The organism is Rhizobium binae, assembly GCF_017357225.1.
In the GTDB taxonomy this organism is placed as follows: domain Bacteria; phylum Pseudomonadota; class Alphaproteobacteria; order Rhizobiales; family Rhizobiaceae; genus Rhizobium; species Rhizobium binae.
Genome location: NZ_CP071604.1, coordinates 1,487,330 through 1,502,038, shown reverse-complemented (window position 1 = coordinate 1,502,038; position 14,709 = coordinate 1,487,330). Strand labels below are relative to the sequence as shown.

The window sequence follows — 14,709 nt, the reverse complement described above, 5'->3', positions numbered from 1 at the left end:
GGCCAAAGCTCCGCGTGCCTGGCAACGCATGCTGTCCGGGCGCAGGCTCGACCTGCTCGACCCCTCGCCGCTCGATGTCGAACTCGTGGACATCGCCCACGGATTGGCGCGCGTCGCCCGCTGGAACGGCCAGACATCGGGTGACCATGCCTTTTCGGTGGCGCAGCACAGTCTCGTCGTCGAAGATATTTTCCGCCGCCTCAACAATACCCGGCCGGAGGAGTGCCTGATGGCACTGCTGCACGATGCGCCGGAATATGTGATCGGAGACATGATCTCGCCGTTCAAATCGGTGGTCGGCGGCGGCTACAAGACGGTGGAAATGCGGCTGGAGGCGGCCGTGCACCTGCGCTTCGGCCTGCCGCCGCATCCCACGCGAGAGCTCAAGGACCGGATCAAGAAGGCCGACGCGATTGCCGCCTATTTCGAGGCGACGGTGCTTGCCGGTTTCACGCCGGCCGAAGCGCAAAAATTCTTCGGCCAGCCGCGCGGCATCAGCAAGGACTTGCTGATGCTGGAGCCGCTGCCCGCTGTCGAAGCGCAGCGGCTATTCTGCGAGCGTTTCGCGGCGATCGAGGCCGAGCGGGAGATGGGATCGTGAGCGTCATCGTCGTTTCGCCGCTGTCACGCATCGCCGAAATGGCGGTGCGCCACAAGGCGCGCGACATGATCAGCCTGATCGCCAGGGAACAGGCCTTTCACCGGCCGGGCGTGATCGCGCCCGAGCGTCACCTGACGCTTGCCATGAACGACATCGCCTTCAAGGGTACCGGCGGCCTCGTGGCGCCTGATGAAACGCATGTCCGCCAACTTATCGATTTTGCCACGTCATGGCGGCAGGAAACGCCGCTGCTGATCCATTGCTGGATGGGTGTGTCGCGATCCCCGGCGGCCGCCTTGATCGCCGCATTGTCGCTCGCACCGGATCAGAAGGAGGAAGAGCTGGCCCGGCGGCTGCGCGCTGCCTCGCCTTTCGCGACGCCGAATGCCCGGCTGATCGAGATCGGCGATGAATTGCTTGAACGCGGCGGCCGGCTGGTCGCGGCCGTGCGGGCGATCGGGCGCGGCGCCGATGCCGACGGCAATACGCCCTTCGTGCTTGCGATTCGGGACACCTCCTGCGGTTGACGCTGCCGCCGGCCGCTCCATCTTGCCCTCGACCACGCACAATCCGCAGGGCCAAATCATGGAACAACAAGCAGCCGACGTCCTTCTTGCCACCCGCACGGCACTCAGCCAGGCAAGCGCGCTCGCAGTCCAGTATTCCTTCTCCATCCTCGGAGCGCTCATCCTGCTCGTCATCGGCTGGACGCTGGCCGGCTTCGTCAGCCGCTGGGCCTATGAAGGCCTGTCGCGCATCCATGGCATCGACGAGACATTGGCGCGCTTCTTTACCAATGTCATCCGCTATGCACTGCTGATCCTGGTGTTCGTCACAGTGCTCGGCCAATTCGGCGTCCAGACCGCCTCGATCATCGCCGCCCTCGGCGCAGCCGGCCTGGCAATCGGGCTGGCCCTGCAAGGGACGCTCCAGAACATTGCAGCCGGCATCATGCTGCTGATCCTCAGACCGTTCCGCGTCGGCGAATATATCGAGACCAGCAGCGTCGCCGGCACGGTGCGCGAGATCGGGCTATTTGCGACAGAACTCAGAACCGGCGACGGGCTCTATCGGCTGGCGCCGAATTCGACGCTCTGGAACACGCCGATCACCAACTTCAGCCGCGAACCTACGCGGCAGAACGACCTGAAGGTCAGCATTTCTCGTGAGGATGATCTTGAATTGGCAATGGAGACGTTGACGGGCATTGCCAAAGGCAATCCCAAGGTGTTGCCGTCACCGGCACCCAGCGTTTTCATCGACAGCCTGGGTTACAGAACAATATCGGTAACGCTGCGCTACTGGGCGAAGACCGGTGACTGGTGGCAGGTCAGCCGCGACATGGTGAAACGGGTAAAACTTGCCTTCGACGAAAAGGACGACCCGGCTGCGATGCGGGACGATTCAAATTCCGCGCCGGGAAAGAGGTCCAACGGCACCGCGTCGGCCGAAAAGCCGACGCGGCAGTGAAACATTGCAGCCCGGGCGGTCGTCGGCCTATTGAATGACGCCGCAGGCAAGTCTCTCCCCGGCATCCCCCGAGGGCTGGCTGCGGTAATCGTCGGAATTGGCGTGCACCATCAATGCGCGGCCGCGGATGCCATCCTTCTTGCCATCGAGCGTGACCATGCCGTCAAATATCTGGGCTCTCAAAACGCCGTCCTGGCCGACATATTGATTGGGCATATCCCCGGCATGGGGTCCCTTGGCCGCAAGAATACCGTGCTCGGCCGAGCCCGGATTAAAATGCCCGCCTGCCGATTCGTGATGGGTTGCCGCGTCGCAGCGGCCGGTCTCGTGAACATGAAAGGCCACCCATTTGTTTGCCGGCAGCCCCGATATCTCCACTTCGATCAGGACGCCGCCATTGGCGGCGGCGGTCAGCTGGGCGCGGCCGGTTTCCTTGCCGTCCTTGCCAACGAAATTGGCGACCGCCGTCTGCTTGTCCTGAGCGCCCGCCGGCAGCCCAATCGCCAGCAGGCTCAAGGCGGCGATGATGCGCATGGCTTTCATGGAGATCTCCTTCCGTCGGTTGTCCTTCTGAACGTGTCAGCCCGGAAGGTGTTCCTCTGCGGAGCTCCAACGAAAAAGCCGGCCAACCGGCCGGCCTGCAATTCACCTGGATTCGCACGCCGTCAGGCGACGGCGTCGAAATCGAACTGGCCGTAGGTGTTGCGGTAAAGATCGTCGGATTGATCGCCGGTCGGCGCGGTCTGCTGCAATGGATAGGGAACGGCGATGCTGCTCGTCGTGGCAGTGTCACGCGTGTCCATCATCAGCGCAATCAGGCTGCCGGAAAATTTCGGCTGCGTATCGCCGGCCGCGTCGTCTTCCAGCAGTTGCTTGATGATGCCGGGCTTCTCATCGGCGGCACGTTCGCCGCGGCTGAGCACGCCGTCACCATTGGAATCGAGCCGCGAAAGTGTCGCAAGATATGCGTATGAACTCTCTGAAACGGATGTGGTGCGGGTCATACAAACCTCCATTCACCGCCTTTTGCCGGTGGTGTTTGTACGCAATACGAGAGCGGAAAATAACGAGTGAATCGGTGGATAAACTGATTTGCGCAGTGCGTCAATTAGTTGTTAACTTCTCATTAATGAAGATTGACAGACGTTAACGCACTGACTGCCAGATCGGCTCTCCATCGACAGCTTCCCCGATATTTCAGCGGTTTTTGATATAAGAATTCCCGTTCGGGCCACGTGCGCCCCTGCTGCACTGCAACAGAATATTAATCCGGCAGCTCCAGAATAACCGCACAGGCGTTTGTACAAATCGAACTCCATGTTTGTCTTTGAGGGTTTTCATGGCGCATTTTGAGGCACGTGCATCAACCTTGGGCGGCTTTTCCGGTGGCCGTTCTCCAAGACGCTCCCCATGAAAGCTGAAGCGCTCTTCTGGCGGCAATGCACAGAGGCTGTCATGGCCGATGGATCAATCGACGCGCAGCGTTTGATGGAACTGGTGATCGCAACCTATCGCGGCCATAAGAGCGACTATGACGCAATCGAAAAATGCGCGGAGACCCTGCTGAAGGAAAACCAGGCTCTGAGGGGCAATCTTTCTGCCCTTAGTCAGGCGTTCGACGGACAGAAAAAACTCTTTGAGATCGTCCTCAATAACCTGCCGCTCGGTCTCAGCGTCTTCGACGCCGACCAGCGACTGACGCTCTACAATAGCCGCTTCCATCAGCTCTTCGGTCTGACGTCGGAGGATATCGCCGCCGGCGCAACAATTACCGATCTCATCGGAAAAATGCGCGGCAGGGAGAGCGCCGTCTCACCAGTCGGTCGGCGAACCGTCCGACCTGCCTTCCCCAAGGCAGGGAGCAGCAGCATCCGCCGGCGCGAATGGCTGATGCATGATGGCCGCATTATCCAGAGCGTGGTGACGATCCTCTCCGATGGCAGCAACATCGCCATCCATGCCGACATTACCGACGATCGCAGGGCAGCGGAGCGTATCACCTATCTCGCCCACCACGACCTCCTGACGGATCTTCCCAATCGGATCTATTTCCGCGAGCAGGTCGATGCCACGCTTGCGGAGCGCAAGCCGGACGAGCAGATTGCCCTCGTCCACCTCAATCTCGACCGCTTCAAATCGATCAACAATACGATCGGGGTATCGGTTGGCGACAAGATCCTGCAGCAGGTCGCCAAGCGCATCAGAGCCTCTGCCGGCTCGGAAAATACGCTGGCGCGACTTGGCTCCGACGAATTCGCCATCCTGCAGATCGGCAAACAGCAGCCCTGGAATGTGACGGCGCTGACCGACCGAATCCGCCGGGCGCTTTCCGAGCCATTCCTGCACGGTGAAAAAGGGGTGGAGCTTAGCGTCTCCATGGGTATCGCAATCGCTCCCAGGGATGGCGACGAAACAGATATCCTCCTGAAGAATGCCGGCGTGGCGTTGCTGCACGCCAAAGCCGACGGACGCAAGCGCGAGCGCTTTTTCACCAGCGAGATGGAAGCGCAGATGCAGTTGCGCCATGCTCTCGAGGCAGATATTCGCACCGCCATCGAAAAGGAGGAATTCGAGCTGCATTACCAGCCGCTCTATGACCTATCCAAGCGGCAGATCTGCGGTTTCGAAGCGCTGATCCGCTGGAACCACCCGATCCGGGGCCGCGTATCGCCGATGGATTTCATTCCGCTTGCCGAGGAAGTCGGACTGGTCGTCGAGATCGGCCGCTGGGTTTTGCGCCAAGCCTGCAGCGATGCAACGCAATGGCCGGAAGGCATCAAGGTGGCGGTCAACGTTTCGGCGATCCAGTTCAGCGGCAGCGATCTGACTCAGGATGTCAGCGAAGCGCTTGCCGCCGCTGCACTATCGCCGTCACGGCTCGAACTCGAAATCACCGAGAGCGTGCTGATGGAGAACCTCGGTGAGGTGCTGCCGATCCTGCACGCACTGAAGGAGCGCGGCATCCGCATCTCCATGGACGATTTCGGCACCGGATATTCGTCTCTGAGCTATCTCTCGAGCTTTCCCTTCGACAAGATCAAGATCGATAAATCCTTCGTCAACGACATCGTCGATAATAAGGAAGCGCATGCGATCATGCGGGCAATCATCCTGCTCGGCGATGCGCTCGGCATGCGCGTCACTGTCGAAGGCGTCGAGACGGCCGCCCAACTGGCGCTGCTCGAATGCGAGGAATGCGACGAGATTCAGGGCTATCACATCAGTCCGCCACGCCCTGCTCGAGACGTGCCGTACCTTCTCTCCATGCCGCCGACGAGCGACGATGCGACGGATTTCCTGAGAGCAGCGCAGAGCTCCTCATGATTGCGACTCGCTTGGCAAGCCGCTACAAAACCGGCTCCGTGTTCTGCAGCTCTTCCTACCGGGCCTCGTCCCGGAAGCCGCATTCGCTTTCGGTGCTATGGACGATTTTTCAAATAACAGGTGGCGCAATGTTCAAGGCCGAAGCCTTCTCCCCTCATGAGACGCTGGCAGCGTCCCTGATTGCCCATGCGACCGAAGGCGACGACGGCTCACACGATCTTGCCCATATCCTGCGCGTCTTCAGAAACGCCATGCGCATCCATGCGGGCGAAGGTGGAGACGAATGCATTCTCGCTGCTGCGGTGCTGCTGCACGATTGCGTCGCCGTCGAGAAGAATTCGCCGCTGCGGGCGAAAGCATCGGCGCTGGCGGCAGAAAAGGCCTCGGCGATCCTCGCCGAACTCGGCTGGAACGAAGCGGATATCGAAGCCGCGGCGCATGCCATCACCGCTCACAGTTTCTCCGCCGGGGTGACGCCGCAGACGATCGAGGCGAAGATCCTGCAGGATGCCGACCGGCTGGACGCGATCGGCATGGTCGGCGTCGCACGCTGCTTCTATATCGGAGGACGAATGGGATCCGGGCTCTATGATCCACTCGACCCGGCAGCAACGAACCGTCCCCTCGACGACAAGCGTTATGCCGTTGACCATTTCCAGACGAAGCTGTTCAAACTGGCGGAAGGGTTCCAGACCGAGACCGGCCGCCGGCTGGCAGCTGCGCGTGACAAAAGTCTGCGTGATTTTCTTTCGGCATTCATGGACGAGATTTAGGAGAACGGCATGCGTGTCAGCGACCTCTTCATCTACCCGCTCAAGAGCGCTCGCGCCATTGCGCTGCCCGCCGCCGATATCGACGCTTATGGGCTTCCCGGTGACCGGCGGGCGATGATCACTGACCCGCAGGGCCACTTCATCACCCAGCGCGAACTGCCGCACCTCGCGCGCATCGAGATACGGCCGGAGGCAAGCGCCTTTCGGCTACTGATGCAGGGAAAGCCTGACATATCGGTGCCGCCGCCCCGGCCTGAAAACCGCATGGATGTAAACGTGTGGAAATCGACCGTCAGCGCCGCCGTCGCCGATGCAGAGAGCAACCGCCAGCTTTCCGAATGGCTCGGCCGCGAAGTACGGCTGGTGTTTTTCGACGAACAGGCGCAGCGGACGGCAAATGCCGAATGGGCCGGCGAAGGCACGCCTGTCGCCTTCACCGACGGCTATCAGATCCTGGTGACGACGACCGGTTCGCTGCAGGCGCTGAACGACGATCTTGCCGCCCACGGCGAAGGCAGCGTCGGTATGGAGCGCTTCCGACCGAACATCGTCATCGAGACCGATGAGGCCTGGCCGGAGGATCGCTGGGCTGCGATCGAGATCGCCGGCATCCGCTTCGATCTCGTCAAACCCTGCTCGCGCTGCATCATGACGACGCAGGACCAACTGACCGGGTCACGCGATGTGGCAAACCCGATGCCGGCCATGGGCCGCATCCGCATGTCGGCCGACCGCCGCGTGCCCGGCCCGTTGTTCGGCTGGAACGTCACGCCGCGCGGCAGCGGCAGGATCACGATCGGCGACACCGTCAAGATCGTTGAAGAGCGGCCGGAGGGCTGGGCACTGAAGGTCCGTGCCCGCGGGTAGGTCAGATGCGGAAGATCTGGGTGCCCCCTTATCCGCGAGCCAATGCAGAATCGATCTCCGCCATGACGCCGACCGGTAGCGGTCCCTTTTCCAGTGCGCCGACATTTTCCTCGACTTGGGCGACGGTGCGGAAGCCAGGAATGGGAAAGGTGCGCGGCGACCTCGCCAGGAGCCAGGCGAGCGCCCCCTCCGTCAGCGTGCGACCGCCTGACGTCAGGAGATCGCGGACGGCATCGAGCCTTGCGGCAAATTCCGGAGCCATGCGCCCGTCCTTGAAATAGACCATCCAGGGGAGTGCCGCGCCGCGGACATCCTTGACGCCCACTGACTTGTCGGCGGTGAACTTGCCGGTCAACAATCCCATGGCCAGCGGACCGCGATTGATCGAGACCAAGCCCTTCTGCTCGACCACCGCGATCATCTCCCGCACCGGGTCGAAGACATTCATCGTATGCTGGATCGAGACAAAGCCGGGGCGCCCGGCATGGCGGGCGGCACGATCGGGAAAATCGGTGCTCCAGCCGAAGGCATCGATCTTGCCTTCGGCACGCAGCGCCTCCAGCGTATCGAAGACGGCATCCGATTGTTCCAGCGGAAAATCATTGATGTGGAATTGCAGGAGATCGAGGCGGTCGCGCCTGAGGCGGCGCCGCGACGTCTCGACGGAGCGGCGAATGAACGCCTCATCAGCGAAAGCGCCGATTGCCTGCTTCGTCTCCGGATCGGTCGCGAAGCCGAATTTGGTGGCGACGATGATGTCGTCACGATTGCCGATCGCCCGTCCGAGCACCTCCTCCGAATGGCCGGCGCCGTAGTTCGAGGCGGTGTCGAAGAAGCGGACGCCGAGGGCGATGGCGCGGTCGATCGCTTCGACAGATTCATCGTCGTCGACATCGCCCCAGCCGAGCGGCGTCTCGCCGGCGAAGAACGGGCCGCCGATTGCCCAGCACCCCATGCCGAGGCGCGGAACTTCGCGGCCGTTCCAAAGCGTGATGGTCGTCGGTGATGCGGTCTTGGTCAGCATGAGATTCCTCCGTGATTGGCAGCCTTCAAGACATAGGAAGGGCTCCCAGGCGGGTAAACCGCCAAATCCGGAGGATGTTTTGCAGCAGTAAAAAACCAGATCAGGCGGAGACGCCGTTGGGACCGGAAAGCGTCTGCAGGGCTGGATTAAGCGCCTTAAGGGCAGCGTGGACGAAGCCGTCACGCGCTGCCGCGGCCTCTATGCCGCGCGGCTCGTAGACGTGGCGATGCAAAAAGAATCCTGTCAGACGGAATGCGGCTGCAAGACTGTCGAAGTCCGCCGCGTGATTGCCTTCGACCCCGAGAAAGGGCGGCAGGAGCAGCATCTTCTCAGCCCAGGGTGCACCGGCGGCGCGGCTGACTGCGCGGCCGGATTTCGGCGAGACATAGGCGAGATCGGAACGGGCGCCGGTTGCCGCGCATTCGGCAAGATCGAGACCGAAGCCGAGATCGTTCAGCACCGCCAGTTCGAAACGCACGAAGAGTTCGCCAGCATCGGCTGGATTATGCAAATGATCGAGGATGACCTCCAGCGCATCGAAAAGGTGCGGATGCGGGTCGCGCTCCGGCAGCAGCCGCAGCAGCGCGCCCATCGCCTGGACGCCGTAGACGGCAGTCGCGGTTTCCATCAGGCGGGCGGCGCGCAGCGTCACCGGCTCGACGCGGAACTCACCGAGATGCTCATCCAACCGGGCGCGCCAAATGACCTCCACGGCATTGCCCGGCTGCAGCACCGGCTGCATGGCGCGAGAGCGGCCGGAACGCACCAGGCCGAGATGGCGGCCGCGATCACGCGTCATCACCTCGGCGATGACGCTCGTCTCACCGTGGCGCTTGACGCCCAGAATGATTGCGTGGTCCTGCCATTGCATTGAAATAAGTCCCTGCGGCTTACGATTCCATCCTACCGCATAATTCCCGACATCGAAATCGAATTAAGGAATCCTGCAGTAATTCAAAGCGTTACAGCGTGCGTTCGGCGTCCGGACGGGTCAAGCTGCAGCCGGAAAAAGCCTCTGCAGGAATTCGCGCATCGCCTTCTCGTCGAAAGGCTTCACCAGAAGCGGTATATGCTGCAGATCGGGCGGAAAATCGCGTGTATCGGAATAGCCGCTGACGAAGCCGAAGGGGATGCCGAGATCGATAAGATGGCGGGCAAATCCGAAGCTCATGCCTTCGCCGAGATTGACGTCGAGAAGAGCGAAATCATAGCTTTCCGCAGCAATCGCCGCCCTCGCCTGTTCCAGGCTGCCGACGATATCAATGCCGTCGACGCCGGCCAGGCGCAGAATATCCTCCGCCTCCATGGCGATGATCAGGCTGTCCTCAAGAACCAGAACACGGTTTGCGCTCATGATTCCGTGCCCCTCGTCGGGCGCCTGTCGCAGCACCCCGGCCGTTTCGCCAACATCATTGCCCCCCGGTGCGCCGCATGGCACGCTATCGGTGAATTCCGCCACCATTTCTGAATAAACCATTTTCCTGTCCGGCCAATAGGAATCAAATCGGAGGAAAGACGAGGGCCGACCTTATTTTCCCAGAGGCTAGTGCGCATTTAAAAAAGACATAGAAGGAGCGCCTGTGCGTTTCCGCACGCACCCATGCTGCCATCTGTCGGATTGCCGTGGCGCGAAACCCGATCTTTCAGGTTACTCCTTGCGCGTCGAGTGTTTTGCCCATGCCCCTTGGCAAAAGCGCCAAGCACTTTTGCGCGCCATGCTTTAAAGCGCGCAGCATCAAATTTGATTTCATGCGACGACGCGCTTTAGCCCCTTCTTATTGTCGTTGTCCCGGAACCGCTGCGCACTTCCGGGCGAGATGTATTAGATGAAGGGGCGCTTGCCCTCTCCAAGCCCCTCCCAGCCGGCGATCGCCATCAATTCTTCGCCGTTCAGCACCTCGCAACCGCGCTCCTGCCAGCGGATCAATCCCCGTTCGCTGAGCTTCTTCAAGGTTTTGTTGGTGTGAACGATGGAAAGACCGAGGGTGTCGGCGATGTGCTGCTGCGTGATGGGGATGAATTTGCGACCGTTGAATAGATCCAGCTTCCTGCCGCGCTCAAACAGGAAAGCGAGCAGATAGGCCGCTCTTTCCAGTGCTGTGCGGCGGCCGATGCTGAGGAGATGCTCATCCAAGATCCGCTCTTCTCGCGCGGCGATCCAGGTGATGTCGAAGGCGAGCGAGGGATGTTTGTTATAGAGCGTCATCAGCCTGTCGCGCTCGAACACGCAGAGGGAAACGGGCGAAAGCGCTTCGATGGAATGCTGCATCTCGCCGGCAATCGTTCCCTGCAGGCCGATCAGGTCGCCCGGCATGATGTAATTCAGGATCTGGCGGCGGCCGTCTTCCAGCATCTTGTAGCGAAAGCCCCAACCGGAAAGCACAGTGAAAAGATGGGCGCTGTGGGCGCCTTCGACGAGGATGGTGGAACCGGCGTCGACGGCTAACTCGCCCCGCTTGAAGTGGGAGACGAATTCCAGCTCGTCGCGGCTGAACTCCCTGAAATGCGGCAGGGGCCGCAAGGGACATTGCTCGCAAGGGGTCTTGAAGGAATGGATGGGTCTCGACGTTGCCATGCCTGCTCCCGCGGTCCTGCAAACCGGCGGCCCCTCATCGACGCACCGTCGGGCAAGGAATGCGCAGAGGCATGGATTCGTTCCTCAACGAAGCGACTTTTTTCCAAGGAAACAAAGGGCTGGCTCCTGCCCGACGAAATTTCTGCCGCTGCTATTTCGGAAAATCGAGACCCATTTCACGGAACCGCTCGGGATCGTCACCCCAATTCTCGCGGACCTTGACGAACAGGAAGAGGTGAACCTGCTGCTCGAGAATTTCCGACAATTCCTTGCGGGAGGCCGTCGAGATCGCCTTGATGGTTTCGCCGCCTTTGCCGAGCGCGATCTTCTTCTGGCTGTCGCGTTCGACATAGATCACCTGCTCGATCCGCACCGAGCCGTCCTTGCGCTCTTCCCACTTCTCCGTTTCGACATGCGAGGAATAGGGAAGCTCCTGGTGCAGGCGCAGAAACAGCTTTTCGCGGGTGATTTCGGCGGCGAGCTGACGCATCGGCAGATCGGAGATCTGGTCTTCCGGATAGTACCACGGCCCCTCGGGAAGGGTCGCCGCCAGATAGTCCATGACGTCGTCGCAGCCGGAACCGTTTTCGGCCGAGATCATGAAGGTGCGTTCGAAAGCGATCTTCTCGTTGGCGCTCGCGGCCAGCGCCAGCAGATCCTCGCGGTTGACGCGGTCGATCTTGTTGAGCACCAGGATTTTCGGCTGCTGGACTTCCTTGAGGCCTTCGAGGATGGCTTCTGCATCGCCGCGCAGGCCGCGCTCGCTGTCGATCAACAGCATGATCAGATCGGCATCCTTGGCGCCGCCCCAGGCCGAGGTCACCATGGCGCGGTCGAGCCGGCGGCGCGGTTTGAAAATGCCGGGTGTATCCATGAAGACGATCTGGGCATTGTCGTGAATGGCAATGCCGCGCACGATCGCGCGCGTCGTCTGCACCTTGTGGCTGACGATCGAGACCTTGGCGCCGACGAGGCGATTGACCAGTGTCGACTTGCCGGCGTTGGTCGGTCCGATCAGCGCAACGAAGCCCGAATGCGTCGGACCATGGGTTTCTTCAGCAGCTTCAGCCGCGATATCTTCTTCTTGTGTCATTGTCCCGTCAGTTTCCGGCAGGCGATTGCTGCCAAATGCCTTCGCGCTCGAGCATCTTGGTCGCCGCAACCTGTTCGGCGGCGCGCTTCGACCGCTCTACGCCGGTTTCCGGCTTTATGCCAGCAACTTCCACCGTCACCCTGAAACGCGGATCATGATCCGGTCCGCTGCGTTCATCAACCCGGTAGATCGGCGTGACGCCGAACTTCGCGTGTGACCATTCCTGCAACTCGGTCTTGGCATCGCGCTTGGCGCCATCGGCCCTGACCGCCCTGCCCTGCCAATAACGCAGGATGAAGCGGCGCGCGACCTCGAGGCCACCGTCGAGATAGATCGCGGCGATCAGGCTTTCGACGACATCGGCGCGGACGTTCATCATGCGTTTGCCGGTCAGTTTCTTCACATCGGCGCCGGTGCGGATATAGAGGTGAAGGTTGAGTTCGTCGGCGACCGCAGCGCAGGTTTCGGCGCTGACGAGCTGGTTCAGACGAACAGAGAGCTCGCCTTCCCCCGCCGTGCCGAAGGTGCGGAACAAGAGTTCGGCGATGCAGAGCCCGAGGATCCTGTCGCCGAGAAATTCAAGCCGTTCGTAATTGCCGCTCTTTTCCGTCCGAGCGCTGGCATGCGTCAGCGCGCGATCCAGGCGTTCCTTTTCGGCGAAGTCGTGACCGATCAGGCTTTCAAGCTTTGCGCGGTCGGCCGCAGAAAGCGTCTGCGCCTTGCTCATTCAACAACCTTGAAGAGACGGTCCCAGCGCATATTGGTCGGCCACTTCCAGATTTCGCGGAACGACGTGTCGTTACCGAGCGAGAAGAAGATGACGCTGGCGCGGCCGACGAGATTTTCAGCCGGCACGAAGCCGACATCGAAGCGGCTGTCGAGCGAATTGTCGCGGTTGTCGCCCATCATGAAATAATGGCCTTCCGGCACGATGAATTCACGGGTGTTGTCGCCGCGCGAGACCGGAGACTGATCGAGCGTGTCGTAGGTCTTGCCATTGTCCAGCGTCTCGCGGAACACGGGCACGTCCTCACCCGGATCGAGCTTGTAATCCGAGGTGAAGCTGCCGTCGGCAACCTTCGGAACCGGCTTGCCGTTGACGTAGAGCACGCCGTCGGTGACCTGGATGTGGTCGCCGGGCAGACCGATGCAGCGCTTGATGTAATCGACTTCGGGATTGGGCGGGAAGCGGAAAACGACGATGTCGCCACGCTTCGGATCGGAACCGAACAGGCGACCGCTGAAGAGGTCGGGCGAGAAGGGCAGCGAATATTTCGAATAGCCGTAAGCGAACTTATTGACGAAGATGTAGTCGCCGACGAGCAGCGTCGGCATCATCGAGCCGGACGGGATGGTAAAGGGCTGGAACAGCACGGTTCGGATCACCATCGCCAAAATCAGCGCCTGAATGATGACCTTGATATTTTCCCAGAGGGCGTTCGGCTTGGTTTGGACTTTTTCGGACACGCAGTCTTATTCCTTCAAGACGCCGTAGAGGCGCAATTCTTTCTGTCGTTCTCTTACTGCATAATTCCCTAGATCGACATCGATTTAGGGAATTATGCAGCAATTCTAAGTGCTACGGCGTCCTCTGCGCACCTGAAGAGACGCGCGGCGCTGTAGGGCATGATGCCGAAAAGTGTCAGCAGCTTTGGACGACATCATGCTCCAATTCTTCCATCCAGAAAAGGATTCAGGCCGACCGGCTTCAGATCACCCTGTTCTAGCGGCTTCGGCCGGTTGCGGCAATGGCGACGACGTCAAAAGCGACGAGAGGTCGCGATCAACGCTCCCCGAGGTCACGATCCGAGGCTCTCGGGCAACGCCTCGATGATAACGAAGGCCTGCGCCAAGGGATAATCATCGGTTATTGTCAAATGAATGGCGGCCCTGTGGCCGGCGGGCAGCATCGATTCGAGGATCACGGCGGCACCACCTGACAGAACCATGGTCGGCTTGCCGCTCGGCAGGTTGACGACGCCCATGTCCTTCCAGAAGACACCCTGGGCTAGGCCCGTGCCGAGCGCCTTGGAACAGGCTTCCTTGGCGGCGAAACGCTTGGCGTAGGATTCGGCACGATTTGCCCGGCGGTCGGAACGGGCGCGCTCGATCTCGGTGAAACAGCGATGGGTGAAGCGCTCACCGAAGCGCTCGATTGATTTTTCGACACGGCGTATGTCGATCAGATCGCTGCCAATGCCGATGATCATGCCGGACCCTTCCGTCGCTTAAGCATTCTGCACGGGTTTCATACGCTCGGCATGTCGCTGGCCGGCCTTGCCAGACGTAGGCGTGCCCGCTCCATCAGGCGCGTGCGGCGGCGCGTCTGAAACCCCTTGACGGTGTAGAACGTCAACGCATAGAGCGCAACGGAGGTCACGGCGGCCGGCGGAATGGCGCCGATCAGCATCGGCTCCAGCACCGGCCTCCATAATTCGGAGAAGTTCAGCTTGTGAAAGAGGGTGGCGAGATCCACCGCCTGACCCGCCAGATGATCCTCGCGGCTCAACAGCAGATGGCCGATCTCCCAGGTAATGCCCCAGATGAAGGGATAGGTCAGCGGATTGCCGAAGGCAGCGCAGCCGAGGGCGGCGGCCACCATATTGCCGGAGAGGAAATAGCTGATGACGAAAGCCATGACGAAATGCACACCGATGAACGGCGTCCACGAGACGAAAACGCCTGCGGCGACGCCGGCGGCAACCGCATGCGGCGAAGCGCTCAGGCGCAGAATGCGCATCGTCAGGTAACGGATCGGGCGAAGGAAACCTTTTCGGGGCCACAGTAGCTCCCGCATCTTTTCCTTGAAGCCCGCAGGTTTGCGACGGCGAAACAACATGGCGGCTATTTAGTGCAGCGCACAGCACCGTGACAAGAGCGGCAAATGATACCACCCGAAAAACAGCCGCTCAATTTCTCTGCAGAGCAGCGGCTTCATGCCGAGGGGCGTTCGCAACGCAACGTCCCCCACTCGTCCAAGTA

Annotated in this window: 17 protein-coding genes; 6 read left to right on the top strand and 11 right to left on the bottom strand. The window is 60.8% G+C overall.

The window, feature by feature from the left end; all coding sequences use genetic code 11:
* Positions 1 to 28 precede the first annotated feature (28 nt).
* From J2J99_RS07265 to J2J99_RS07255, 3 genes are read left to right on the top strand one after another with little or no spacing between them, the layout of a single operon-like run.
* A complete protein-coding gene (locus tag J2J99_RS07265) occupies positions 29 to 601 on the top strand; it encodes an HD domain-containing protein (protein WP_168294699.1) in 573 nt (190 codons plus the stop codon).
* Entirely contained in the window at positions 598 to 1,128 is a 531-nt protein-coding gene (locus J2J99_RS07260) for a tyrosine phosphatase family protein (protein WP_168294504.1), read from the top strand. Before J2J99_RS07265 ends, J2J99_RS07260 begins: the two co-directional genes overlap by 4 nt.
* Positions 1,129 to 1,186: 58 nt before the next feature.
* Positions 1,187 to 2,071, top strand: coding sequence for a mechanosensitive ion channel family protein (locus J2J99_RS07255; RefSeq protein ID WP_168294503.1), 885 nt, complete (start codon positions 1,187 to 1,189; stop codon positions 2,069 to 2,071).
* A 27-nt stretch (positions 2,072 to 2,098) separates the two neighbouring features.
* Here J2J99_RS07255 and J2J99_RS07250 read toward each other — a convergent pair whose 3' ends face one another.
* Together J2J99_RS07250 and J2J99_RS07245 are read right to left on the bottom strand one after the other, a co-directional pair.
* On the bottom strand, positions 2,099 to 2,614 hold the full coding sequence (locus J2J99_RS07250) for a superoxide dismutase family protein (protein ID WP_168294502.1): 516 nt from the start codon (positions 2,612 to 2,614) through the stop codon (positions 2,099 to 2,101).
* A 122-nt stretch (positions 2,615 to 2,736) separates the two neighbouring features.
* Positions 2,737 to 3,075, bottom strand: a complete 339-nt coding sequence (locus J2J99_RS07245; protein WP_168294501.1) for a hypothetical protein — start codon at positions 3,073 to 3,075, stop codon at positions 2,737 to 2,739.
* Positions 3,076 to 3,481: 406 nt separating this feature from the next.
* Between J2J99_RS07245 and J2J99_RS07240 the strand changes: the two genes are divergently transcribed.
* The 3 genes from J2J99_RS07240 to J2J99_RS07230 all read left to right on the top strand — a co-directional run bounded on the left by J2J99_RS07240 (position 3,482) and on the right by J2J99_RS07230 (position 7,035).
* A complete protein-coding gene (locus tag J2J99_RS07240) occupies positions 3,482 to 5,395 on the top strand; it encodes a putative bifunctional diguanylate cyclase/phosphodiesterase (RefSeq protein WP_168294500.1) in 1,914 nt (637 codons plus the stop codon).
* A 128-nt stretch (positions 5,396 to 5,523) separates the two neighbouring features.
* Entirely contained in the window at positions 5,524 to 6,168 is a 645-nt protein-coding gene (locus tag J2J99_RS07235; protein WP_168294499.1) for an HD domain-containing protein, read from the top strand.
* Positions 6,169 to 6,177: 9 nt separating this feature from the next.
* Entirely contained in the window at positions 6,178 to 7,035 is an 858-nt protein-coding gene (locus J2J99_RS07230; RefSeq protein ID WP_168294498.1) for an MOSC domain-containing protein, read from the top strand.
* Positions 7,036 to 7,063: 28 nt separating this feature from the next.
* Here J2J99_RS07230 and J2J99_RS07225 read toward each other — a convergent pair whose 3' ends face one another.
* From J2J99_RS07225 to J2J99_RS07185, 9 genes are all read right to left on the bottom strand, one after another.
* Positions 7,064 to 8,059: an aldo/keto reductase gene (locus tag J2J99_RS07225; protein WP_168294497.1), complete on the bottom strand. Its 996-nt coding sequence runs from the start codon at positions 8,057 to 8,059 to the stop codon at positions 7,064 to 7,066.
* Positions 8,060 to 8,159: 100 nt separating this feature from the next.
* Positions 8,160 to 8,930 (bottom strand): DNA repair protein RecO, encoded by a 771-nt coding sequence (recO, locus tag J2J99_RS07220; RefSeq protein WP_168294496.1) that lies wholly within the window; start codon positions 8,928 to 8,930, stop codon positions 8,160 to 8,162.
* 120 nt (positions 8,931 to 9,050) lie between these two features.
* A complete protein-coding gene (locus J2J99_RS07215; RefSeq protein ID WP_168294495.1) occupies positions 9,051 to 9,536 on the bottom strand; it encodes a response regulator in 486 nt (161 codons plus the stop codon).
* Positions 9,537 to 9,881: 345 nt separating this feature from the next.
* The gene (locus J2J99_RS07210; RefSeq protein ID WP_168294494.1) at positions 9,882 to 10,634 is read right to left on the bottom strand and encodes a Crp/Fnr family transcriptional regulator; all 753 of its coding nucleotides are present in this window, start codon (positions 10,632 to 10,634) and stop codon (positions 9,882 to 9,884) included.
* A gap of 151 nt (positions 10,635 to 10,785) precedes the next feature.
* On the bottom strand, positions 10,786 to 11,727 hold the full coding sequence (gene era / locus J2J99_RS07205) for a GTPase Era (protein ID WP_168294493.1): 942 nt from the start codon (positions 11,725 to 11,727) through the stop codon (positions 10,786 to 10,788).
* Between the two features lie 7 nt (positions 11,728 to 11,734).
* A complete protein-coding gene (gene rnc, locus J2J99_RS07200; RefSeq protein ID WP_168294492.1) occupies positions 11,735 to 12,454 on the bottom strand; it encodes a ribonuclease III in 720 nt (239 codons plus the stop codon).
* Positions 12,451 to 13,194, bottom strand: a complete 744-nt coding sequence (gene lepB / locus J2J99_RS07195) for a signal peptidase I (RefSeq protein WP_168294491.1) — start codon at positions 13,192 to 13,194, stop codon at positions 12,451 to 12,453. The genes rnc and lepB overlap by 4 nt, the downstream gene beginning before the upstream one ends.
* Before the next feature lie 332 nt (positions 13,195 to 13,526).
* Positions 13,527 to 13,937, bottom strand: a complete 411-nt coding sequence (gene acpS, locus J2J99_RS07190; RefSeq protein WP_168294490.1) for a holo-ACP synthase — start codon at positions 13,935 to 13,937, stop codon at positions 13,527 to 13,529.
* 38 nt (positions 13,938 to 13,975) lie between these two features.
* Positions 13,976 to 14,566 (bottom strand): DUF2062 domain-containing protein, encoded by a 591-nt coding sequence (locus J2J99_RS07185; protein ID WP_168294489.1) that lies wholly within the window; start codon positions 14,564 to 14,566, stop codon positions 13,976 to 13,978.
* Positions 14,567 to 14,709 lie beyond the last annotated feature (143 nt).

Bases quoted from the DNA above. Each gene is read 5' to 3' on its own strand.
- acpS (WP_168294490.1), bottom strand. From the start codon at position 13,937: ATGATCATCGGCATTGGCAGCGATCTGATCGACATACGCCGTGTCGAA.
- J2J99_RS07215 (WP_168294495.1), bottom strand. From the start codon at position 9,536: ATGGTTTATTCAGAAATGGTGGCGGAATTCACCGATAGCGTGCCATGC.
- J2J99_RS07245 (WP_168294501.1), bottom strand. From the start codon at position 3,075: ATGACCCGCACCACATCCGTTTCAGAGAGTTCATACGCATATCTTGCG.
- J2J99_RS07240 (WP_168294500.1), top strand. From the start codon at position 3,482: ATGAAAGCTGAAGCGCTCTTCTGGCGGCAATGCACAGAGGCTGTCATG.
- J2J99_RS07235 (WP_168294499.1), top strand. From the start codon at position 5,524: ATGTTCAAGGCCGAAGCCTTCTCCCCTCATGAGACGCTGGCAGCGTCC.
- J2J99_RS07250 (WP_168294502.1), bottom strand. From the start codon at position 2,614: ATGAAAGCCATGCGCATCATCGCCGCCTTGAGCCTGCTGGCGATTGGG.
- recO (WP_168294496.1), bottom strand. From the start codon at position 8,930: ATGCAATGGCAGGACCACGCAATCATTCTGGGCGTCAAGCGCCACGGT.
- J2J99_RS07210 (WP_168294494.1), bottom strand. From the start codon at position 10,634: ATGGCAACGTCGAGACCCATCCATTCCTTCAAGACCCCTTGCGAGCAA.
- J2J99_RS07230 (WP_168294498.1), top strand. From the start codon at position 6,178: ATGCGTGTCAGCGACCTCTTCATCTACCCGCTCAAGAGCGCTCGCGCC.
- era (WP_168294493.1), bottom strand. From the start codon at position 11,727: ATGACACAAGAAGAAGATATCGCGGCTGAAGCTGCTGAAGAAACCCAT.
- J2J99_RS07225 (WP_168294497.1), bottom strand. From the start codon at position 8,059: ATGCTGACCAAGACCGCATCACCGACGACCATCACGCTTTGGAACGGC.
- J2J99_RS07255 (WP_168294503.1), top strand. From the start codon at position 1,187: ATGGAACAACAAGCAGCCGACGTCCTTCTTGCCACCCGCACGGCACTC.
- rnc (WP_168294492.1), bottom strand. From the start codon at position 12,454: ATGAGCAAGGCGCAGACGCTTTCTGCGGCCGACCGCGCAAAGCTTGAA.
- J2J99_RS07265 (WP_168294699.1), top strand. From the start codon at position 29: ATGCTGTCCGGGCGCAGGCTCGACCTGCTCGACCCCTCGCCGCTCGAT.
- J2J99_RS07185 (WP_168294489.1), bottom strand. From the start codon at position 14,566: ATGTTGTTTCGCCGTCGCAAACCTGCGGGCTTCAAGGAAAAGATGCGG.